General features: G+C 55.1%; 30 protein-coding genes. 3 read left to right on the top strand and 27 right to left on the bottom strand.

Annotation, left to right across the window (positions count from 1 at the left end; genetic code table 11):
• Window positions 1–4: 4 nt before the first annotated feature.
• Window positions 5–979 (bottom strand): PTS mannose transporter subunit IIAB, encoded by a 975-nt coding sequence (gene manX / locus MHZ97_RS14185; RefSeq protein WP_103796040.1) that lies wholly within the window; start codon window positions 977–979, stop codon window positions 5–7.
• Between the two features lie 506 nt (window positions 980–1485).
• Between manX and MHZ97_RS14190 the strand changes: the two genes are divergently transcribed.
• Window positions 1486–3054: a TerC family protein gene (locus tag MHZ97_RS14190; RefSeq protein WP_239314946.1), complete on the top strand. Its 1569-nt coding sequence runs from the start codon at window positions 1486–1488 to the stop codon at window positions 3052–3054.
• Between the two features lie 265 nt (window positions 3055–3319).
• On the opposite strand, the gene MHZ97_RS14195 is transcribed toward MHZ97_RS14190, so the two are convergent.
• The 4 genes from MHZ97_RS14195 to pabB all read right to left on the bottom strand — a co-directional run bounded on the left by MHZ97_RS14195 (window position 3320) and on the right by pabB (window position 8585).
• Entirely contained in the window at window positions 3320–4882 is a 1563-nt protein-coding gene (locus MHZ97_RS14195; protein ID WP_103796038.1) for an EAL domain-containing protein, read from the bottom strand.
• Between the two features lie 223 nt (window positions 4883–5105).
• Window positions 5106–6470, bottom strand: coding sequence for an L-serine ammonia-lyase (locus tag MHZ97_RS14200; RefSeq protein ID WP_103796037.1), 1365 nt, complete (start codon window positions 6468–6470; stop codon window positions 5106–5108).
• A gap of 190 nt (window positions 6471–6660) precedes the next feature.
• Window positions 6661–7227, bottom strand: a complete 567-nt coding sequence (locus tag MHZ97_RS14205) for a CoA pyrophosphatase (RefSeq protein WP_239314947.1) — start codon at window positions 7225–7227, stop codon at window positions 6661–6663.
• Window positions 7224–8585, bottom strand: coding sequence for an aminodeoxychorismate synthase component 1 (pabB, locus tag MHZ97_RS14210; RefSeq protein ID WP_239314971.1), 1362 nt, complete (start codon window positions 8583–8585; stop codon window positions 7224–7226). Before pabB ends, MHZ97_RS14205 begins: the two co-directional genes overlap by 4 nt.
• Window positions 8586–8694: 109 nt before the next feature.
• Here pabB and MHZ97_RS14215 point away from each other — a divergent pair, with 109 nt between their 5' ends.
• Window positions 8695–8880 (top strand): YoaH family protein, encoded by a 186-nt coding sequence (locus MHZ97_RS14215; protein WP_103796035.1) that lies wholly within the window; start codon window positions 8695–8697, stop codon window positions 8878–8880.
• Between the two features lie 20 nt (window positions 8881–8900).
• Here MHZ97_RS14215 and MHZ97_RS14220 read toward each other — a convergent pair whose 3' ends face one another.
• From MHZ97_RS14220 to MHZ97_RS14325, 22 genes are all read right to left on the bottom strand, one after another.
• A complete protein-coding gene (locus tag MHZ97_RS14220) occupies window positions 8901–9254 on the bottom strand; it encodes a RidA family protein (protein WP_239314948.1) in 354 nt (117 codons plus the stop codon).
• A 9-nt stretch (window positions 9255–9263) separates the two neighbouring features.
• A complete protein-coding gene (locus tag MHZ97_RS14225) occupies window positions 9264–10421 on the bottom strand; it encodes a site-specific integrase (protein WP_239314972.1) in 1158 nt (385 codons plus the stop codon).
• Window positions 10304–10654 carry a helix-turn-helix domain-containing protein gene (locus tag MHZ97_RS22355; protein WP_239314949.1) on the bottom strand — a complete coding sequence of 117 codons (351 nt, stop codon included), beginning with the start codon at window positions 10652–10654 and terminating at the stop codon, window positions 10304–10306. The genes MHZ97_RS14225 and MHZ97_RS22355 overlap by 118 nt, the downstream gene beginning before the upstream one ends.
• 97 nt (window positions 10655–10751) lie before the next feature.
• Window positions 10752–11054 carry a hypothetical protein gene (locus tag MHZ97_RS14235; protein ID WP_239314950.1) on the bottom strand — a complete coding sequence of 101 codons (303 nt, stop codon included), beginning with the start codon at window positions 11052–11054 and terminating at the stop codon, window positions 10752–10754.
• Between the two features lie 45 nt (window positions 11055–11099).
• On the bottom strand, window positions 11100–11309 hold the full coding sequence (locus MHZ97_RS14240) for a hypothetical protein (protein ID WP_239314951.1): 210 nt from the start codon (window positions 11307–11309) through the stop codon (window positions 11100–11102).
• Entirely contained in the window at window positions 11306–11530 is a 225-nt protein-coding gene (locus MHZ97_RS14245) for a hypothetical protein (RefSeq protein ID WP_239314952.1), read from the bottom strand. The genes MHZ97_RS14240 and MHZ97_RS14245 overlap by 4 nt, the downstream gene beginning before the upstream one ends.
• On the bottom strand, window positions 11527–11736 hold the full coding sequence (locus tag MHZ97_RS14250) for a hypothetical protein (protein ID WP_239314953.1): 210 nt from the start codon (window positions 11734–11736) through the stop codon (window positions 11527–11529). Before MHZ97_RS14250 ends, MHZ97_RS14245 begins: the two co-directional genes overlap by 4 nt.
• A gap of 57 nt (window positions 11737–11793) precedes the next feature.
• A complete protein-coding gene (locus tag MHZ97_RS14255) occupies window positions 11794–12303 on the bottom strand; it encodes a hypothetical protein (RefSeq protein ID WP_239314954.1) in 510 nt (169 codons plus the stop codon).
• Window positions 12300–12542: a DNA polymerase III subunit theta gene (locus tag MHZ97_RS14260; protein WP_239314955.1), complete on the bottom strand. Its 243-nt coding sequence runs from the start codon at window positions 12540–12542 to the stop codon at window positions 12300–12302. Before MHZ97_RS14260 ends, MHZ97_RS14255 begins: the two co-directional genes overlap by 4 nt.
• A 28-nt stretch (window positions 12543–12570) precedes the next feature.
• The gene (locus MHZ97_RS14265) at window positions 12571–12828 is read right to left on the bottom strand and encodes a hypothetical protein (protein ID WP_239314956.1); all 258 of its coding nucleotides are present in this window, start codon (window positions 12826–12828) and stop codon (window positions 12571–12573) included.
• A gap of 125 nt (window positions 12829–12953) precedes the next feature.
• Window positions 12954–13268: a hypothetical protein gene (locus tag MHZ97_RS14270; RefSeq protein WP_239314957.1), complete on the bottom strand. Its 315-nt coding sequence runs from the start codon at window positions 13266–13268 to the stop codon at window positions 12954–12956.
• A 2-nt stretch (window positions 13269–13270) separates the two neighbouring features.
• Window positions 13271–13816 carry a hypothetical protein gene (locus MHZ97_RS22470; RefSeq protein WP_239314958.1) on the bottom strand — a complete coding sequence of 182 codons (546 nt, stop codon included), beginning with the start codon at window positions 13814–13816 and terminating at the stop codon, window positions 13271–13273.
• A complete protein-coding gene (locus MHZ97_RS14280) occupies window positions 13813–14190 on the bottom strand; it encodes a hypothetical protein (protein ID WP_239314959.1) in 378 nt (125 codons plus the stop codon). The genes MHZ97_RS22470 and MHZ97_RS14280 overlap by 4 nt, the downstream gene beginning before the upstream one ends.
• Before the next feature lie 34 nt (window positions 14191–14224).
• Complete coding sequence (locus MHZ97_RS14285; RefSeq protein WP_239314960.1) at window positions 14225–14437, bottom strand: hypothetical protein; 213 nt, start codon at window positions 14435–14437, stop codon at window positions 14225–14227.
• The gene (locus MHZ97_RS14290) at window positions 14434–15057 is read right to left on the bottom strand and encodes a lambda exonuclease family protein (protein ID WP_239314961.1); all 624 of its coding nucleotides are present in this window, start codon (window positions 15055–15057) and stop codon (window positions 14434–14436) included. Before MHZ97_RS14290 ends, MHZ97_RS14285 begins: the two co-directional genes overlap by 4 nt.
• Complete coding sequence (locus MHZ97_RS14295; RefSeq protein WP_239314962.1) at window positions 15038–15526, bottom strand: HNH endonuclease; 489 nt, start codon at window positions 15524–15526, stop codon at window positions 15038–15040. The genes MHZ97_RS14290 and MHZ97_RS14295 overlap by 20 nt, the downstream gene beginning before the upstream one ends.
• Window positions 15513–16250 (bottom strand): phage recombination protein Bet, encoded by a 738-nt coding sequence (bet, locus tag MHZ97_RS14300; RefSeq protein ID WP_239314963.1) that lies wholly within the window; start codon window positions 16248–16250, stop codon window positions 15513–15515. The genes MHZ97_RS14295 and bet overlap by 14 nt, the downstream gene beginning before the upstream one ends.
• A complete protein-coding gene (locus MHZ97_RS14305; RefSeq protein WP_239314964.1) occupies window positions 16250–16519 on the bottom strand; it encodes a hypothetical protein in 270 nt (89 codons plus the stop codon). Before MHZ97_RS14305 ends, bet begins: the two co-directional genes overlap by 1 nt.
• Before the next feature lie 148 nt (window positions 16520–16667).
• Window positions 16668–16808 (bottom strand): protease FtsH-inhibitory lysogeny factor CIII, encoded by a 141-nt coding sequence (locus tag MHZ97_RS14310; protein WP_309242192.1) that lies wholly within the window; start codon window positions 16806–16808, stop codon window positions 16668–16670.
• Window positions 16809–16953: 145 nt separating this feature from the next.
• Window positions 16954–17205: a hypothetical protein gene (locus MHZ97_RS14315; RefSeq protein WP_033748127.1), complete on the bottom strand. Its 252-nt coding sequence runs from the start codon at window positions 17203–17205 to the stop codon at window positions 16954–16956.
• 19 nt (window positions 17206–17224) lie between these two features.
• Window positions 17225–17524 (bottom strand): hypothetical protein, encoded by a 300-nt coding sequence (locus MHZ97_RS14320; protein ID WP_239314965.1) that lies wholly within the window; start codon window positions 17522–17524, stop codon window positions 17225–17227.
• Window positions 17525–17637: 113 nt separating this feature from the next.
• A complete protein-coding gene (locus MHZ97_RS14325; RefSeq protein ID WP_239314966.1) occupies window positions 17638–17817 on the bottom strand; it encodes a hypothetical protein in 180 nt (59 codons plus the stop codon).
• 166 nt (window positions 17818–17983) lie between these two features.
• Here MHZ97_RS14325 and MHZ97_RS14330 point away from each other — a divergent pair, with 166 nt between their 5' ends.
• Entirely contained in the window at window positions 17984–18202 is a 219-nt protein-coding gene (locus MHZ97_RS14330; RefSeq protein ID WP_239314967.1) for a hypothetical protein, read from the top strand.
• The last annotated feature ends 230 nt before the right edge of the window (window positions 18203–18432 follow it).

An 18432-nucleotide genomic window follows, 5' to 3' on the forward strand; every position in this document is an offset into this window, starting at 1 on the left:
CGTTTTACGCATTGACCTTCGCAATCAGGTCCATCATTTTCAGTTTTTGATCGCTGGAGACCTTACGCACTTCCAGCTCAATATTGCGTTCATTAAGCTTGCGGAACGCGGCGATATCTTTTTCATCGACCGAGACGGCGTTGTTAACCTGGGTTTTGCCCTGGCGAAACGCCATGCCGCCGATATTGACCGATTTAATCTCTACCCCTTGCTCGACCACGCGCAGCACGTCGGTGGGATTGGTGAACAGCAGCATCACGCGATCGCGGCCATATTTCGGGTTATTCCAGACGCGCACCATCTTATCGACGTCCACCACGTGTGCGGTTACGCCGGGCGGTGCTACCTGCGTCAGCAGGGTTTTGCGGACGTGATCTTTTGCCACCTCGTCGCTGACCACAATAATGCGCGAGACGTTGGTCTCTTTGGTCCAGCGCGTCGCCACCTGACCGTGAATCAGGCGGTCGTCGATGCGCGCAAGGCCGATTTTCATATGCTCACCCGGCGCCAGCGGCTGCGCCGGTGCTGGCGGCGCTTTGGCGGCAGGGGCAGGGGCAGCGGCAGGTGCAGAGGGCGCGGGAAGCTCGGTTTTCTGCGCCTTAACGCCTTCGCGGCCGGTCTCCACCGCGATGGCGACCAGTTCGGCAAAGCCAGGGTCGTCGTCGCGCGCCATTAAGGTTTCGACCAGCATCGGAATATTGACCCCGGCGATCACATCGTAATTTTCTTTATCGAGCACCACGCGGCTGGCGGCGTTAAACGGGCTTCCGCCCCAGGTATCAACTAAAAACAGCGCCCCTTTTGACGTGTCCAGCTTTGCCAGCTGCGCCTGATATTTTTCAATAAGCGTTTCTGCATTCTCGCCGGGCACAAAGTCAATCCATCCGACATTCTCCTGCTCGCCCAACAGCATTTCTGCCGTTTTCAGCAGTTGTTCGGCTGCCCAGCCGTGTGTACCAATTACTATCGCAATGGTCACTTGCTACCTCCGTTCGCTAAATAAATTCGTCTGGCGTTGATGAAGCGTTATGAGTTATCGCTACGGTTGTCAGCTAACACACGTAGTCAAAATAACTGAATTAATGAATCATTCTCCGGGCGTCTTTCATAAATCGGTGAGTCGCGATTTATTTTAGTGCGCGAAAAAATATTTTATGTGACGGTTGTCCATAATCGGACGGCTGAACGCGCCTTAAACGCGGTTTAATGCACCGCTGCGGCTGAATCATTTGTAAATGAAAGAAAATTTTTTGACGTAAATGTCTGGCCTGTTACATTAACGATCTGTTTATTACTCAGGAGTAACGGGTTTCAGCCCACCTTTATGGATCGTCACCGACGTCGCTTAACCACTTTGATGCGCGCATCCGCGCCATTTTTCACGCCTGACGGCGTATCTGCACTTCACCCGATTGCCTTTCTGTCACGTCACCAGACGACGCTGGCACGATATCGTTCAGTCTGTCTCTCGTTCAGGAGTCAATGATGGAATTTCTCTTCGACCCCTCAATCTGGGCCGGTTTGCTCACGCTTGTCGTACTGGAAATCGTGCTTGGCATCGATAACCTGGTGTTTATCGCCATTCTTGCCGACAAGCTGCCGCCGAAGCAGCGCGATAAAGCGCGCCTGATCGGTTTATCGCTGGCGCTGGTGATGCGTCTGGGCCTGCTGTCGCTGATCTCCTGGATGGTGACGCTGACGCGTCCGTTATTTAGCGTAGGGGAGTTTAGCTTCGCAGGGCGTGATTTGATTTTGCTGGTGGGCGGGGTGTTTCTGCTGTTCAAGGCGACGATGGAGCTGCATGAGCGGCTGGAGAACCGTCAGCTTGAGCATCAGGGGAACCGCAGCTACGCCAGCTTCTGGGCGGTGGTCACGCAGATTGTGGTGCTGGACGCGGTCTTCTCGCTGGATGCGGTGATTACGGCGGTCGGCATGGTAAACCATCTGCCGATTATGATGACGGCGGTGGTAATCGCCATGGGCGTGATGCTGCTCGCCTCGAAGCCGTTGACCAACTTCGTTAACGCGCATCCTACCGTGGTGGTGCTCTGCCTGAGCTTCCTGCTGATGATCGGCCTGTCGCTGGTGGCGGAAGGCTTCGGCTTCCATATCCCGAAAGGCTACCTCTATGCGGCGATTGGCTTCTCGATTCTTATCGAGCTGTTTAACCAGATCGCGCGCCGCAACTTTATGCGTCATCAGGCGCATCGCCCAATGCGCGAGCGCACCGCCGAGGCGATTTTGCGCCTGATGGGCGGTCGTCAGCGCCCGGCGCAGCCTGCGGTTAACGAAGAGTCGCCTCTGATCCAGGCGATGCCGCAGGAAGCCTTTAAGGATGAAGAGCGCTATATGATCAACGGCGTGCTGACGCTGGCGTCGCGCTCTATCCGCAGCATTATGACGCCGCGCGGTGAAATCTCCTGGGTTGACGCCGAGCGTCCGCTGGACGAGATCCGTATTCAGCTGCTCGACACGCCGCACAGTTTGTTTCCGGTGTGCCGCGGCGAGCTGGATGAGATTATCGGCGTGGTGCGCGCCAAAGAGCTGCTGGTGGCGATTGAGCACGGTATGGACGTGGCGACCTTTGCCGCCGCATCGCCCGCTATCGTGGTGCCGGAAACGCTGGATCCCATTAATTTACTGGGCGTGCTGCGCCGCGCCAAAGGCAGCTTCGTTATCGTCACCAACGAGTTCGGCGTGGTGCAGGGGCTGATTACCCCGCTGGACGTGCTGGAAGCGATCGCCGGTGAGTTCCCGGACGAGGATGAGACGCCAGATATTATCGTCGACGGCGACGGCTGGATCGTTAAGGGCGGCACTGACCTGCATTCGCTTCAGCAGCTGTTCGACGTTAACGACCTGGTTAACCCGGATGAAGATCACGCCTCGCTGGCGGGTCTGCTGATTGGTCAGAAAGGCCAGCTGCCGCTGCCGGGCGAGGTGATCGATTTGCCGCCGCTGCACTTTACTATTCTGCAGGCGACCGACTATCGCGTCGATCTGGTGCGGGTGACGAAAGACAAGCCGCACGAGGATGATGAAGAAGAGCAGTAATGAGAAAACGGCGCGAAAGCGCCGTTTTGCTGTTATGCGCTGAGGCGTGAGTCAGCGTACGATCGCCCAGTCGCTCAGGCCATCCATATGCGCCTGGCCTGCGGGAATAGGTATCTTATTCCTGAAGTGCGCCCGTCGCCGGGCCATCGCGCAGCGATGGACAAAAACACTCCCGGCGTTTTTGTCCCCGTCGCGGGACGCTTTGCTCTCTGGACCCGACCTTGCGGGTCGTAATGCCTGTGCGCCGTCTGTTAAAACCTGAAGGTCAGGGCGTCAGCTGCGCCTGATGCTGCGTCAGCCAGGCGGGAAAATCCTCAATCGGCATCGGCCGCGCGTAGTAATAGCCCTGCAGCAGATCGACGCCGCGCTCGCGCAGATAGGCGGCCTGCTCGGCGGTTTCAACTCCCTCGGCCACCAGGCTGATATTTAATCGCTGCGCCAGCGAAATCACCATATCGGTCACCGTGGCGTTAATGGCGTCGGTGCCGATCGCCGCGGTGAAAATCTTGTCAATCTTCAGCACGTCCGGCTGCAAATCTTTCAAATAGGAGAGCGAGCTGTGCCCGGTGCCGAAGTCATCGATAGCGAGACGCACGCCGATGCTGTGCAGCTGCGAAATCACCTTCTGATCCACCACCGGCAGGGCATCGCGCTCCGTCAGCTCTACCACCAGCTTCGGCAGCGGATTTGCCGGCCACCAGAGCTGCTGCAGATCGTCGACGATGGCGCGATCGCGGAAGTGGCTGGCGGCCACGTTAATGGCGATATGAAACGACGGGCAGCGCGGCAGGTTCGGCAGCTGCGCCACCGCTTTATCGATCACGAAGCGCGTGAGCGGCGCGATAAGATTCTGCCGCTCGGCCAGCGGAATAAACACGTCCGGCGGGATCCAGCCCTGGCGCGCGTTGTGCCAGCGCAGCAGCAGCTCGATGCCATCGCACTCGCCGCTCCTGGCGTTAATCAGCGGCTGGCAGTAAACCATAAATTCATTGGCGGTGATGCCGTAGCTAATCTGCCAGCTCAGGCTCATACGATTCGCCGTCGCCAGCCAGACGATATAGCCGATCAGCAGGCTCAGCATCAGCGCCAGCGGCAGCTGCGACGGCAGCGACATCATCGCCAGTCGTGCCGGCGAAGGGCCATAGAGCGTAATGGCGAAAGGATAGCGCAAGGAGCCCTGCTCGTAGCTGACCTCATCCTCTGACGGCATCGCCGGCTCAATCAGCGGATTGCCGTACTCCAGGCTCTCGCCGCCGACGCTGAAGATCGCGCGCTCTACCCAGGGCAGCTGCGGCTCCAGCAGATAGGTGCTCATCAGCTCGATATTGATCGCCTGCAAAATACCGGAGCGGTTGTCGAGGGACTTAGGGGTCCACAGCAGCAGGATTGGCGAGCCCTTGAGCAGGTAGTTGTCGGTCGTCAGCATCATGCGCTGATTATTAATCGCCAGCTGGGGATAGGTCTGGCTAAAGGGAATGGCGCGCGGCCCGTAGATGCTGGAGCAGTAGATGGTATCGTTTTCTACCAGCAATATCGCGCGTACCGTTTGCAGAGCGGATATTTTCTCAATCAGCGGGAAGCGCACCTCCTGGCAGGGCACGCCGACCAGTCCCAGCGTATTGTTTGCGGAGACGTCGAGCGGCGAAAACATGCGGTCGAAGCGCTGAATGGCGTTATCGGCGAAATTAAGCGACTGCTGCTCAATACGCGATTTCTCTTCGAAAAAGCGAAAAGCCAGCGTCAATATCAGAACCACAGCGGCGATCACCAACGCAATAAAGAGTCGCTTACGGCGAAATTGTCCAACAAATTGCTGGGCCAAAAGCATCAGTAACCACCTTCCACACACGAAATTAAAGCAGGATAACGGGGATATTATCGGCAAAGCGTATCTAAGGTTTAGCCATGCTTGATAAAAAAAGCGGTACTGAAATAACCGCGCGACCTGAAAAGGTCGCGCGAAACATTACTCTATCGTTAATCGAAGCGATGAGGTAGGGTCAAAAGCGCAATTCATAATGACCGCGCGAAAAATAACCGGTGCCGGAACATTAGTCGCACTGAACTTTGATCGCCAGGCCGCCGCGCGAGGTTTCGCGGTATTTAGCGTTCATATCTTTGCCGGTTTCATACATGGTCTCGATAACCTTATCGAGCGAGACGCGCGGCTCGCTGGTGCGGCGCAGCGCCATACGGGCGGCGTTAATCGCCTTCACCGAGGCGATGGCGTTGCGCTCGATGCAGGGCACCTGCACCTGGCCGGCCACCGGATCGCAGGTCAGGCCGAGGTTATGCTCCATGCCGATCTCCGCCGCGACGCAAACCTGTTCCGGGCTGCCGCCCAGCAGTTCGGTCAGTCCAGCGGCCGCCATTGAACAGGCGACGCCCACTTCGCCCTGACAGCCCACCTCCGCGCCGGAAATAGAGGCGTTCATCTTATACAGAATGCCGATGGCGCCCGACGCAAGGAAATAGCGGGTAAAGATATCGGGCGTCACGGTTTCGATAAAGTGATCGTAATAGGCGAGCACCGCCGGCACGATACCGCAGGCACCGTTGGTCGGCGCGGTAACCACACGGCCGCCGGCGGCGTTCTCTTCGTTAACCGCCAGCGCGAACATATTGATCCAGTCGATCACGTTCATCGGATCGTTAGAGTGTTTGGATGACGAGGTCAGCAGACGGCGCAGCGAGGCGGCGCGGCGCGGCACGCGCAGCGGACCCGGCAGCACGCCTTCGGTATTCAGCCCGCGATCGATACAGGCCTGCATGGTCTGCCAGACGTCGGTAAAGTAGTCGCGGATCTCCTCGCGCGAGTGCAGCGCCAGCTCGTTCTTCATGACCAGACCTGAGAGCGACAGGCCGGTTTCACGACAGTGCGCCAGCAGCGCTTTCGCCGAGTGAAAAGGCCAGGGCACGCTGACTTCGTCCAGCGCCGACTGGCCAAAATGCTCTTCGTCGACGATAAAGCCGCCGCCGACCGAATAGTAGGTTTTGCTTAAGATCAGCAGATCGCCGGCAAAGGCGAGCAGACGCATGCCGTTTTCATGCAGCGACAGATTCTCGCTGCGGAACACCATGCCGCCTTCGCGCGGGAAGTCCACCTCATGCGCGCCGTTGGCCAGCAGCAGCCGTTCGCGCTGCTCCACATCCTTAATAAAAGCGGGGATGCTGTCGATATCCACCGTGGCCGGGGAGGCGCCCGCCAGCCCCATAATAATGGCGATATCGGTATGGTGCCCTTTGCCGGTCAGCGAGAGCGAGCCGTAGACATCCACGGCGATGCGCGTCACCTCCTGAAGTTTTCCCTGTTCAACCAGCAGGTCGACAAACTCCTTGCCTGCTTTCATCGGCCCCACGGTATGGGAACTCGACGGGCCAATGCCCACTTTGAACATGTCAAAAACGCTAATCACAGGCGACACTCCTCACAAATAATTTTTTATCTCTGCCGGGGCAGTTTATGGCGCTAATAGTAATCGTCGACCCGGGGAAACGAACGCCTTTTCGCATGAAATAAACTAATCGTTCAGGCGAGAAATAGTTATGCTGTGCGGCAGATCGCAAACCGTTGTTATAGCAGGACAAACGAGAGCGGAACGGGCGTCAGAACGCAATCTGCTGGCTAAGGGAACGGATAATGCCGGCCGTCATGCCCCACACCAGATACTCCTGATAGACCGAGAGCCAGACCGGATGGCGCAGGCCGGCGCGATGCACCTCCAGCGAAGCGTAGCGGTTAAGCCGCAGCGCCTCTTCCAGCGGCATCTCGAAGGCGCTCTCCACCTCGTCGGGATTGATATGCAGCGCGATCTGCGGCGAGATAATGCCAACCACCGGCGTCACGCGAAAGCCGGTGCTGCTGGTCACGGGGGCGAGCTGGCCGATCACCCTGACCTCGGCAGGATCGATGCCCACCTCTTCCTGCGCTTCGCGCAGCGCGGTCGCCACCAGCGAGGCGTCGTCGTCGTCCTGCATGCCGCCGGGAAAGGCGACCTGACCGGCGTGCTTGCGCAGCTCGCGCGAACGGCGCGTCAGCAGCAGGCCCGGCGCGTCGCGCGCCACGATCGGCACCAGCACCGCAGCCTGGCGACCGGCGGGACGCTGCCGCGGCTTCTCCGGCTGCTGCAGAATAAAGCGGGTAACAAAGGCGTCGAGCGTAAGCGGCTTCATTCGTCCTCTCCGGTTAACGCAGGCAAAATGCGGCTGACCTTGTGTAGCGTTTCCTGATATTCGGCGTCCAGTTCGCTGTCGGCGACCACGCCGCCGCCCGCCGCGCAGAACAGCTGCTGCCGCTCGGCGATCAGCGTGCGGATAGTAATGCTGGTATCCATGCGCCCACAGAGGCTGAGGTAGCCGATGCTGCCGCACCAGGCGTTGCGGCGATGCGGCTCCAGCTCGTCGATAATCTCCATCGCGCGGATTTTCGGCGCGCCGGTAATCGATCCGCCGGGGAAACAGGCGCGCAGCAGATCGCTGGCGTGCAGCGAGGCGGGCAGGCGCGCACGGATGGTGCTGACCAGGTGGTGCACCGCCGGAAAAGGCTCTACCTCGAACAGCGCCGGCACGCTGACGGAGCCGGGCACGGCGACGCGGCCGATATCGTTACGCAGCAGATCGACGATCATCAGATTCTCGGCGCGATCCTTTTCCGACTGCGCCAGCGCCAGCGCTTCACGGCGGTCAAGTTCGGGATCGGCCGCGCGCGGTCGCGTGCCCTTTATCGGCCGGGTTTCGATCTCCTCGCCCTTCAGCGATAAAAAGCGCTCCGGCGACAGGCTGAGAATCGCGCTGTCGGGCAGGCGTAAAAACGCGCTGAAGGGGGCGCGGTTGGCGGCGTTCAGGCGGCAAAACGCCTGCCACTCATCGCCCTGATAGTGCGCCTGAAAGCGCTGCGCCAGGTTGACCTGATAACAGTCGCCTGCCTGGATATAGGCCTGCACCGCGTGGAAGCGCTCGGCGTAGTCGCGGTAGCTCAGGTTGGATTGCCAGCCGCTGGTCAGCGAGAAGGGCACCGCCTCGCGCGGCGGCCACTGCAGCAGCCAGCGCAGCCGCGCCTGCGCGTCCCCCAGCGACACCAGCGTCAGGCGCTGCAGATGGTGGTCGGCGATCAGCGCCCAGTCGTAAATGCCGATCGCCATATCGGGCGTGATCAGATCGTCCGCCGCCTGCTGCGGCAGATGCTCGAAGCGGCGCCCGAGATCGTAGCCGAACAGGCCGAGCGCGCCGCCCTGAAACGGCAGATCATCGCGGCGCTCGGGCAAGAGGCTCAGCGCCTCGCACTGCCGTCGCACCAGCTGCAGCGGATCCTCAGTTGAGTGGCTAACGGCGCCCTCCACATCAATTGTGGTGAGGTCGCCGTGGGTCGTCAGGGTGGCGCGCGGATCGGCGGTCAGCATATCGAAGCGGTTATCCGCATGATCGGCATGGCCGGAGGTGAGCAGCATCGCCCAGGGAAGATGGGAAAGCCTGGCGAAATGCGCGCTGAGCGCATCCTGCGTATAGTGTAGACTGAGCGTTGAGACCATTATTCGGCAAAAATCAGACATCAATGAGGGCGTTAGCCTGACATATTTTTTCCCGGCTGGCACCTGTTTGTTCCCCATGGAACGGTGCCCGCCTCGCAACCAGGAGTGAAAAATGTTTAAGGGTTTACCGGCACTGTCCCATGAGCAGCAGCAGCAGGCGGTGGAGCGTATTCAGGAGCTGATGGCTGGCGGCATGTCCAGCGGAGAGGCGATCACTCAGGTCGCGCAGGAGATCCGCCAGACCCACACGGGCGAGCAGATCCGGGCGCGCTTCGAAGATGACGAGGAAGATGAGTAACGCCCGGCGCGGCCTGTTGCTTACAGCGCCGCGATGATTTTAATCTCCACTTTATACTTCGGGTTCATCAGCCCGGCCTGAACGGTGCAGCGCACCGGCGCGTTGTCGGGCGAGACCCAGGCGTCCCAGGCGCGGTTCATCGCCGCGAAATCGGCCTTGTCCACCAGAAAGATGGTGGCGTCGAGGATCTTGCTTTTGTCCGAGCCGACGCGCGTCAGCAGGGCGTCAATGACCGCCAGCGCGTTGGCGGTCTGCGCCTCGGCGTCGGCGTCGAGATTTTCCGGCACGCTGGTGTAATAAACCGTCTGGTTATGGATCACGGCTTCAGACATGCGGTGTTCTACTGGTTCTACTCTGATAATTTCCTTTGACATTACAACACCTTAATCGTTGTTGGTCCCATTCTTGAAATCGACGTGGGACATATTTGGGACATTTTGCGAAAAAATATCATCAATCCGCTTCGCGTGCATCGACAAATGGCCAGATGAAAAGTGCGCGTATCGCCTGACCATGTTGATGTTTTGCCAGCCGCCCATTTCCTGCAAAACAGAGATGGGGACGCCAGCCATAATCAGCCATGAGGCCCACGTGTGCCGAAGGTCATGAAATCTGAAGTCTTCGATCCCGGCTCTCTTCAGAGCGGCCCGCCATCCCGTGTTAGCATTGCTGCTCACTGGACGAGTCTGCTTTGACGTTCTGCCGTTATCGTGTTTCACTTTCTCAACGTAGACGAATACGTACTCATCGTGCCTGCCAATGTTCTTTCTCAACACAGCGCAGGCCGTATCATTCAGGGCAACGCCAATTGCCCTGCCTGATTTACTTTCATCCGCATAAATCCACGCCATACGCTTTTGCAGGTCTATCTGCTCCCACTTCAGGTTTGTGATGTTCGAGCGTCTCAGCCCCGTGCAAAGCGCAAACTCCACGGTAGACTTCAGCGGCTCCGAGCATTCCCTTATCAGTCGCTGAGCCTCTTCCGGTTTCAGCCACCGGATGCGGCGCTCCTTTGCTACTGGAACGCGGATTGCCGGAGCTCTTTCAAGCACCTTCCACTCCCTTTCAGCTGCCCTGAGTAGCGCCCTGAGGAAAGACAGATGTTTTATCTTTGTACCCTGAGAGGCGAGCTTGGGCTTGTACTCTGGGGGTATCTTTCCTCTCTTCTCATATGCAACAGCCTGCTTCTTCCATCGGTGGTAATGGCTGCGGTTTTCTATCCTTGCCACCGCCGCATATATTTCTCTCTCAGTAATATCCCTGAGCTGCTTTCCTGCCATAAACGGAAGCCAGAAAGAGATGCGATTTTTGTCGTCATCCAGCGTTTTCTTGTCTGACTTTTCGTTTATCCAGCGCACGCAGGCTTCCTCAAAACTCATCGAGACGGGCTCGCCCATTTTGACGACGCGCCATGACTCTGCTTTTAGCTTGTCGTGGAGCTCCTGCGCTTGCTGCCTGTCGGACGTGCCAAGAGACTGCTTAACTCTTTTTCCGCCCGCCGTTGTGAAACTGGCGTACCAAATTTCACCTCTGCGAAAGATCGACATGGTGATTTCTCCTCATGTGCGTCTGCCGCGCTCACGGCGACAGTGTGCATTGGATTGTTGAGAGCGGCAATACAGGCCTGACGGGTGAGAAGGTAGGGTGACTTCGGTTTTGATGGGTCTTTGCGCGTGGCTGCCAGTCTTCCGGTCTTGATCCACTTGTTACAGGTCGGGCGGGAAATCCCGAGAAACGCGCACGCCTCATCCATAGAAAGGGCGTAACTTTCCATATCTACTCCTTATTCGGCCAGTAGCAGCCCAGCGCAATACAAATAAAAACGGTGAGCCACAGAGTGAACTCGCCGGGGGATATATCTGGTAGGGTGTTCATTTCTCAAGCTCGTGCAAGACGTTTCCTGCTCTCATGACTACCGGCCTCATTTTCTTTTGTCGGTCAAGAAATGACAGAACCCAATATTCATCACGCTGCCAGAAGATGATGGGTCCGGAAGCTGTGATGCCGTCTTTTAACCCCTGATTGTTTGGATTGGATTCTCCGCAGTTATATTTCTGCCCGCCTATGTAGAAGAAGGCCAACCCATTCCTGGTATAGAAATCCGCCTCCTTGTCATTCAGTAGCTTCAGCTCGAAGAAGTCCAAGTCAGCCACATTTATTACGCTTTGGGGCATAACAACTCCTCACGCAGAGCGCGATAGTGAATAGGGTGGGTGGGGTTAGTAGCAGAAATCGACTTTAAATTTGTGTTCGCAGGAAGGGCACTCTACTTCAACATCAGTGGTTCGAGGCGTATCGTGCTCGCAAACTCCAGCCCTGCCGCCATCTATCCAGAAATCATCATCCTGCTCAATTAAATCGAAATACTCTTCGCACTTGGGGCATTCGGTATCAAGACTTATGCTCCAGTTAGCATATATTTTGCTCATTGTCTTAACTCCTTATCCACCTGACGCACATAGAACGCCAGCCAGCGCTTTGCTGGAAACGTATTCGGCGGCAGGGCGGTGATTGATTTGGCGTGTTTATCGAGTAGTGAGGTGATGATGCGGTCGTGCTCTGATTTGGGCGTGCCATCTATGGCGCTGATGATTTCGCTCCTGCACTTACGCGCTACGGCCCTTAGCGCATTCTCCTGCGCCGGACTCATGCCACTTTGCGGTGCTGTTTGGCGCGCTTCACACGCTCAAAGTCTTCTCTGCATTCGCTGCAGCAAAAGAACCCGGTCGATACTTTCTCCTCACAGTAATGGCACTCACCGGTGAAGCGCATGGTCGGGTGCGGACGGTTGGCTAAAGCCAGCTGCAGGTTGAACGCTTCCAGTTCTGCTGCGTTGTCGATTTCATCTGCGTGCATAGTGGTTACTCCTGAATATTGGCGTAAAAAAACCGCCTCAGTGGGCGGCTTCGATGGTTACAACTGACTCGGGAATAGTCGGCTTTGCACTAAAAGCAAATTGTTTATAGCAAGGCGGTAACTTTTCTCTAGCCCTTCAACCTTGTCACCTTTGAGCATATAAAATGCCCCAAGATGGATAAGCTCATATTTAAGTCCCGGCCTTAAAATATGGTCAAATGCAAATCGTATTGTTTTCTTCTCATCCTCACTCAAACCGGACATACGAATGATTTGACAGGCCGTTTCAATTGCATGCGAAAACTCCTGTAACGCTGGTATTGATTTTTTAACGGATGAGTCTTCCCCAATACATCTGTTTGCTCTGTCAGCTAATTTCATAACTACAGATTCTACCCTTAGAAAAAGAGCAGCCTTTTTTTCAGCTTCTGCTTTCTTTAAGTCGTTTTCTCGAGCAACTTTTTGGTATTTTAAGGCGCTCAATGTCGCCTTAAGGGCTATAGCCGCTGAGGCAAACGCGCCTAAGGCAGAGATCAGGTTAATGTAATCTCCATGGTGCCAGCTCAAACCTTATCCTCCTTCTGATAAACCGGGTCAGTGCCGCGCGGGAACTGCAGCGAAGCATTCCTGTAATGCTGCAGCCTCTCCCTGAAATACTCCCTCATCGCTTCAGGCTGCTGCATCTCCACTTCATGCGGGATGACAGGCTGATTCATGCGCTCCTTGTATGCGACTCCTGACGCGGCTAAATCCACGTTAATCCTGTCGCGTTCTTCTCTGCTGCGTGCTGCGATATTGTGTGACATGAGATTTCCTCCTCCGATGAGTATACCGCTATTTCATGCGCGCTCTGTCCTGGTCATCGCAGAACTTCTCATACGCGAACACGAATGCCTCGTTTTCCGTGTCGAATAGCCGGTCGGTTAACCGCACCCACTCGTTCCCGACCCGCTCGAGCACGTCCCACTTATTGCGGCGCGGCCAGATGACGAAACGCACCGGATGATATATGTGGTAAAGCTCGTGCTTAGTGAGCTTCTCACCCTTATCGAGCATGTAGAACGCTGCGCCGGCGCTAACAAATTTGCGCATATACCAAACCATTAACTGTATATGCGGACAGTATATCAGAGGTGGTTATGATGTCAGGCCAAGATGCGATAGGAGGACTATTGCGATGATTGTGCCGACTACCAAGGCTACGCAGTCGAGCGTGCTCATTGTGGTTTATCAGGTGATTGGGGGTAAAAAGTTAAGGCAATGCGGGCAAGGGAATTTTGCTCTGCTCCTGACGCGTCAGGGCCGGTTACGATTATCTCTAGCAGGCGGTGCCGATTAAACTGCGCTAACAAGTTATCATCAGGAACCGCTGGGCCTTCGGCTTCAGCCAGGTGATGGGCTGCATTCATTACCCACTGAAACGCATCATTCCACGCCCCTGTTTCTATGGGCGGATTATCTGCAATCACTTTTCTGTTGAATGCCACTGCGGCGCGCAGGTCTGCTAACGCCTCTGCAAAAGACTTAGCCATGATTACTCCTCCACCTGATATCTATTAATGCTGTAGGCAGCTAACTCCGCTGGAATCGGGTCGCGGAAAACCGCTGCAATTCTAGCCATCAAATCCGCCTGCATACTCTCTGGCGTTTCAGGCTCTCCAGGTGAGCCTATGCCTGCGCAAAAATCAGCAATTTCACTTTCTATCAATAGTCTTAATGCTGACAAACTTGCAGATAACGGAGCACAAGCTGGCGGTGTAGCGTAAAGGTTTACCCGCTCATAATCATGCCTGGGGTTAGCGGTCTCAGCATCAGCAACTAATTTCCAATCCCCGTAAAACGGGCTCCCATCTGGCATTCTCATGTGCGGCGGAGCCCAGCGGTAGCGTATGGCAATCGGCTGAGCCGTCAGCGCTGCCAGGGCGATTTCTTGCAGCTCCAGCTCTTTACGCACCTTACGCGCCACCTCCGAGTCAGGCGCGACGCCCTCAAGCGTGGGTAGAATTCCATTTGCCTGAAGGATGTTCATCTTGCAGTGCTCTATCAGCGCCTTTCTCTTCTCTTCGGTAAGTTGAATCATTTGGTCTCCCCGGCGCGAAGTTCATGCAATTTGCACTCAAGAGAGTGAATTGCGTAAGGGCTGGCATCCAGCGCCTTCAGTGTATCAATCGCAATCTGAATTCCCTCCGCCCGAACAGAATTTAGGTAGGTATCAATGTCAGGTGTGTTAAGTGAGTAATCGTGCCGACCCTCTTTAGCGTAAGCTGCAGCAATCTTTGCAGCTGCACACTGCACGGCAAACTTCTCTACTTTCTTCTCGGCAGCATCCAGCTTTTGCTGTAGGGCGGCGAACTTACGCACCAGGTAAGCAGGCAATTCTTCGTTGACCTTCATGTCGCCGGGTACGCACTTACCGGTCAGCAATCCGCGCATTTCGTTTTCGGTGATTTTCATCTGTCATCTCCTGTGCCGCTGAGCGGCGAAATAGTTAGCCAGCCTTTTTGCGCTCTTCACGGAACGACACGCGACACTGATACGCCATGCGGCGAACAGATTCGTATGAGCGATTGAGTTTTCTGGCGATTAATTTGGGCGGGGTAGTTGCTGCGAGTTCTTTGAGGATGCCGAGTTCTGTGTAAGTCCATCGGCGGCCGAGGCTGATTTGGTTGCCCCGGCGTTTATAGTCGGGAGTTTTTATCATGCAGCCTCCTTGCCGCGGTTAAGTATTGCCTCCACTTCCTTTTCAAGCTCGCCGATGAACTTCTGCACTTCTGTTGTAATTTCCTCAACAAGCTGGCTGTCTAGCGTCACGCGGGTTTCAAAGTACGCCAGCTCAGGCGGCAGCCTGTCGTCATAACTGACGAAGTCGCACCAGTTGCGCCCGGTACACATCATCTGAGCGTGCATCTGCAGGAGATATTTTCTTGCCGGCTGCCCGGTCTTCAGGGTTTCAAGATGCGTCCAGGTATTCGGGCATTTAATTTCCAGCAGCCCGTCATCATTGACTAGCCCATCAGGGCTGGCGCCGAATCCCTTCAGTGTCGGGTGGTCGATAAATCCTGTCTCGGTAACGTGAGCGTCGAACTGGTTCAGCACATACATTTCTCGCGCGACAGGCTCCAGCTCCGTGCCGCGCTGCATTGCAGCATTGCTGAATGTCTCCTGAATCCTTCCGGTAAGCCGCTGGCAGATAAGCTCCGCCATATAGTTTTGGCGGCTTGCTGCGTATCCTGACTTGGTTTTCGCCATGATGTCCGCAAGCCTGCTGGCCGTTACCTTTCCGCAGCGCGCGGCAAACCACTCATCTGATCGCTGCTGCATGATACTTCTCCTTGCCTAGTAAATAGGCGCGCTCAGCTTCATCAACGGTATCGAATGTCCCGAGGGAAATTGATTTACCATTAACGCCTATTCGGGCAATGAATCGACCGCTACTAGATGCCTTAACGCCCATTGGCAGGACACGTCCTGCATAACCTATTTTTCTATTTTGCGCGTTGACGGTGACGGAAACGTCCCTGAGATTTATCCAGCGGTCGTCGGTAGAATTACCACTTATATGGTCAATGACTCCTACAGGAAATCGGCCGGTCATGAACAAGAACGCCAAGCGAGACCTCTTGTATTTCTTCCCATTAATTTGGATTATCCAGTAAGGTTTTTTGCTGTTTAATAAATATCCTGCTGGCTTACCCAGTAACTCTTCATGTTTTTTTGGTGGGTTTACCCATGTAAAAACGCCAGACTTAGGGCTATAAACCATCAATCTTTTTAGCTCACTCTGTTCCATTCGGCACCTCGCTGAATTCTGCGTCTATAGCGATGCTGTTTTTAATGCGCTCTTTCTCTGCATTGCCGATAATCTGGCGTTCTTCCTGGCTGAGGTTCTTCCATGTCTCAGCGAAGATTTCGAGGCTGATTTTCGCCGCTTCTTCGCACTTAGCAATCAGCGCTGGACGGCGGCCGTCGCTTTCCTTGCCCGCGGTAACGCCTGCAGGAGTGCTTTCGATGATTCTCTCAGCTTCATCCTGGTCGAAGATGCCGGCGAAACCGAAAGCCATACGCGCGCACTGGATAAGCGACTTGTGGCGAAGCATGCGGGTAGGGTGTGACTGCCACGGCTGTGTATTGCGCTTACACTCCGCCATGTACTCGGTAACAACAGTCGGGTGATTGCGGTCTTTGCGGTAAATCTTGCAGGTGCTGGCGCCTTCTTCCTTGTCGTAAATGAACTCCATGCCATCAAACTGAGGATGCTCATTGATGATGCGCGCCCAGCCATCAACACCAACGACCGGAACGATTCCGCCTTTATCCGGGAAAGCGTAAATCTCTTTCGTCCACGGGTTGAGGCCGAACTGGTTAGCAACAATGAGCAGGGCGGTGAATTGCTCATCCGTGACGTTGCCACCTTTAAACGCCGTGTTCTTCAGCGTGTTCATCAGGTCAGTGCCGGGGTCCATTCCAAGGCGTTCAGCCAGCTTGCCGGCCATTGTTGTTAATGCAGTTGTCATCACGCTACCTCGTCATAGCTGTTTTTGTTTTTCCAGATGGAAATAGCCATTTCCCGCTTAGCCACCTTCACCAGCGCATCACGCAGGAAGTTTTCAGCGGCTTCGTACTGCTCGTCGTCTTCGTCGACCAGCTCGACAGCGGGGTAATCGAAATGCTTCGGCAGGAACGCGCATAGCGCGGTCATCAGCGGGTTAATCTTGTGCTGATCCATCATCGCGTCGACTTCATCGCCAATACGCTCTAAATCGCTCTCAGAGATATTTTTCATGATCTCTTCGACTTCCTGCTTGGCTCGCCATGAAAGTTTCACTGGTGCGCCCTCCGTAACAGCAGCATTGCCATAGCCCACTTCGCGCTGTCGCCGAACAGATGGGCCTCTCGTGAAAGCTCCTGCGCTTTCTGGAAATAGCGGATTCTCATGGCTGGCCTCTTTGGTTCAGGGTATCGATGACGGAGCGCAGCCCGGCGCGCAGGCGGCTGACAAGGCGATCAAGTTGTGACGTGTTAAAGCTGAAGCCACCCATGTGGGTAGCCCCAGCGAGAGCGAAAGCTTGCATGGGTGATTCCTGTGAATTTGGTTGGTGTCAAAAAGAAGGGCACCATTGCGGCGCCCATGGGAGTACTACTGTCTGGTTGTAAGGATTTATCAAACCTGCTGTGCGTAACAGCGTCGAAGCGACTCAGTGAATCGCCTCTGCGGTGTTACTCGATATCTTCCAGGCTGTAATCCGAGAACACTTTATCAATATCCTCCTCGTCCCCAGCATTAAAAGTTCTCTCAACTGCATGCTGTTTCAGTTCGCCCCAGCAAACTCCCTCAACTGATTCAGGCCAGCCTTCAGCGGCCTCTTCTCGAAACTGATCGATAGCATCTTGAGCGTGTGATTCAGCTTCTCCGGCAGTTTCAAAGAGCTCAAAGCCGCATTCTGGGTCGTATGCAAAATACTTACTCATCCTCTTTCTCCTGTAGTGGTTACTGGCCCAATGCCTTAGATAGCGCCAACTCTGCTTTTTCCATCATCATTCGATGCTTATACGGCGCGCTTTCGCCTACGTCCATTTCGTACTGGCGCATTGCTTTTACAACCTCCTGCAGCGCCTCTAAAAGCTCAGGTGCCGCCGCTATCAGGTTGGCATTCTGCTCGCGCTTTGGTCCGCCGCATGAGGCGATATTTCTCCTCACTTTTGGCGCGCTTTCAGAAATCACTTGCTTCCCAGCTAATGAACCATCAACAACGGTCCATTTGCCTTCTGTACCATTAAATTCAATCATCTCATACCCTCGATAAATAACCCGCCACCATGAGACCAGCAGTGACTATCCAGCAGATAATCCAGTCTGTGTTGCTCATAGTGGGCTCCAGTAAAAAGGCCGCTCAGTGGCGGCTAGTAACCTGAGTATTCACGAAGCGCCTCAATGTGAGCCTCTATGACAAGAAGTTCGATATAGGCAGCCTCATCGATATTCAGCTCCTTAATGCGTTCGATGCATCCGGATATAATCCGCAGTTGTTCTATTTGCCACTCCGGATCGTTAAACTCTGGAATCTCAATTTCTTGCAACATTACCCCTCCATCGGCTTATCACCGGCAATAAAAAAGGCCGCCGTTAGGCAGCCTGTTAATGTGATTGCCGGGATTTTTAGCCACGCCCGGCGCGTGGTTTCCCCGCTTTCCACAGTCATGGGAAATGTTTAGACTGGTCATTCCACAGTCAAAAAAGGAAGTTAAAATGTCGGATAAGATATTCATTTATGGGCGAACAGTTGATTCTGTTGCTTACGATCTGGCGCTGGCTCTTGCAACGAAAGAAGCAGGTGATAACAGCGCATACACCCTTCTCACGCTAATAAAAAAACACCTACCGGAATGCAGGGAAATGGCTGAAAAGTTTTTTGACGATGAAACTCCTCCGCCCGCAACTAATGTAAATATCGGATTTGTCAGGTAATCATTGACAAAGCCTGTTTGAGTACTGTTTTGATATTTTCATTTGTAGCCTTATTGAAAATCTCATCATTTGCTTCTGACAGGCTTTCACTGATTGCAAGTATTGCTTCCTGAAGTGGTCAACAAAAACTGGCCACCGAGTTAGAGTTTTTCCAGTATCGGTTTTCCGATTCGTTTGGGGGTAACCCACCGTTATACCCATGCGGCCTTAGCGAGCTGTAATACCCGACG

The sequence above is a fragment of the Pantoea sp. ACRSC genome (genome assembly GCF_022346785.1).
Classification (GTDB): Bacteria; Pseudomonadota; Gammaproteobacteria; order Enterobacterales; family Enterobacteriaceae; genus Pantoea; species Pantoea alvi.

What these genes read in the sequence shown, in the direction of transcription:
- MHZ97_RS14205 (WP_239314947.1), bottom strand. Translation starts at nt 7,227, where the DNA reads ATGAAGCCGCTTACGCTCGACGCCTTTGTTACCCGCTTTATTCTGCAG.
- MHZ97_RS14220 (WP_239314948.1), bottom strand. Translation starts at nt 9,254, where the DNA reads ATGTCAAAGGAAATTATCAGAGTAGAACCAGTAGAACACCGCATGTCT.
- MHZ97_RS14245 (WP_239314952.1), bottom strand. Translation starts at nt 11,530, where the DNA reads ATGAGTCCGGCGCAGGAGAATGCGCTAAGGGCCGTAGCGCGTAAGTGC.
- MHZ97_RS22470 (WP_239314958.1), bottom strand. Translation starts at nt 13,816, where the DNA reads ATGATTCAACTTACCGAAGAGAAGAGAAAGGCGCTGATAGAGCACTGC.
- MHZ97_RS14285 (WP_239314960.1), bottom strand. Translation starts at nt 14,437, where the DNA reads ATGATAAAAACTCCCGACTATAAACGCCGGGGCAACCAAATCAGCCTC.
- MHZ97_RS14320 (WP_239314965.1), bottom strand. Translation starts at nt 17,524, where the DNA reads ATGATTGAATTTAATGGTACAGAAGGCAAATGGACCGTTGTTGATGGT.
- MHZ97_RS14315 (WP_033748127.1), bottom strand. Translation starts at nt 17,205, where the DNA reads ATGAGTAAGTATTTTGCATACGACCCAGAATGCGGCTTTGAGCTCTTT.
- MHZ97_RS14215 (WP_103796035.1), top strand. Translation starts at nt 8,695, where the DNA reads ATGTTTAAGGGTTTACCGGCACTGTCCCATGAGCAGCAGCAGCAGGCG.
- MHZ97_RS14265 (WP_239314956.1), bottom strand. Translation starts at nt 12,828, where the DNA reads ATGCGCAAATTTGTTAGCGCCGGCGCAGCGTTCTACATGCTCGATAAG.
- MHZ97_RS14260 (WP_239314955.1), bottom strand. Translation starts at nt 12,542, where the DNA reads ATGTCACACAATATCGCAGCACGCAGCAGAGAAGAACGCGACAGGATT.
- MHZ97_RS14310 (WP_309242192.1), bottom strand. Translation starts at nt 16,808, where the DNA reads ATGCAAGCTTTCGCTCTCGCTGGGGCTACCCACATGGGTGGCTTCAGC.
- MHZ97_RS14295 (WP_239314962.1), bottom strand. Translation starts at nt 15,526, where the DNA reads ATGGAACAGAGTGAGCTAAAAAGATTGATGGTTTATAGCCCTAAGTCT.
- MHZ97_RS22355 (WP_239314949.1), bottom strand. Translation starts at nt 10,654, where the DNA reads ATGGAAAGTTACGCCCTTTCTATGGATGAGGCGTGCGCGTTTCTCGGG.
- MHZ97_RS14305 (WP_239314964.1), bottom strand. Translation starts at nt 16,519, where the DNA reads ATGAAAAATATCTCTGAGAGCGATTTAGAGCGTATTGGCGATGAAGTC.
- MHZ97_RS14235 (WP_239314950.1), bottom strand. Translation starts at nt 11,054, where the DNA reads ATGCCCCAAAGCGTAATAAATGTGGCTGACTTGGACTTCTTCGAGCTG.
- MHZ97_RS14250 (WP_239314953.1), bottom strand. Translation starts at nt 11,736, where the DNA reads ATGCACGCAGATGAAATCGACAACGCAGCAGAACTGGAAGCGTTCAAC.
- MHZ97_RS14270 (WP_239314957.1), bottom strand. Translation starts at nt 13,268, where the DNA reads ATGGCTAAGTCTTTTGCAGAGGCGTTAGCAGACCTGCGCGCCGCAGTG.
- MHZ97_RS14190 (WP_239314946.1), top strand. Translation starts at nt 1,486, where the DNA reads ATGGAATTTCTCTTCGACCCCTCAATCTGGGCCGGTTTGCTCACGCTT.
- MHZ97_RS14290 (WP_239314961.1), bottom strand. Translation starts at nt 15,057, where the DNA reads ATGCAGCAGCGATCAGATGAGTGGTTTGCCGCGCGCTGCGGAAAGGTA.
- MHZ97_RS14280 (WP_239314959.1), bottom strand. Translation starts at nt 14,190, where the DNA reads ATGAAAATCACCGAAAACGAAATGCGCGGATTGCTGACCGGTAAGTGC.
- MHZ97_RS14325 (WP_239314966.1), bottom strand. Translation starts at nt 17,817, where the DNA reads ATGTTGCAAGAAATTGAGATTCCAGAGTTTAACGATCCGGAGTGGCAA.
- MHZ97_RS14240 (WP_239314951.1), bottom strand. Translation starts at nt 11,309, where the DNA reads ATGAGCAAAATATATGCTAACTGGAGCATAAGTCTTGATACCGAATGC.
- MHZ97_RS14330 (WP_239314967.1), top strand. Translation starts at nt 17,984, where the DNA reads ATGTCGGATAAGATATTCATTTATGGGCGAACAGTTGATTCTGTTGCT.
- MHZ97_RS14195 (WP_103796038.1), bottom strand. Translation starts at nt 4,882, where the DNA reads ATGCTTTTGGCCCAGCAATTTGTTGGACAATTTCGCCGTAAGCGACTC.
- bet (WP_239314963.1), bottom strand. Translation starts at nt 16,250, where the DNA reads ATGACAACTGCATTAACAACAATGGCCGGCAAGCTGGCTGAACGCCTT.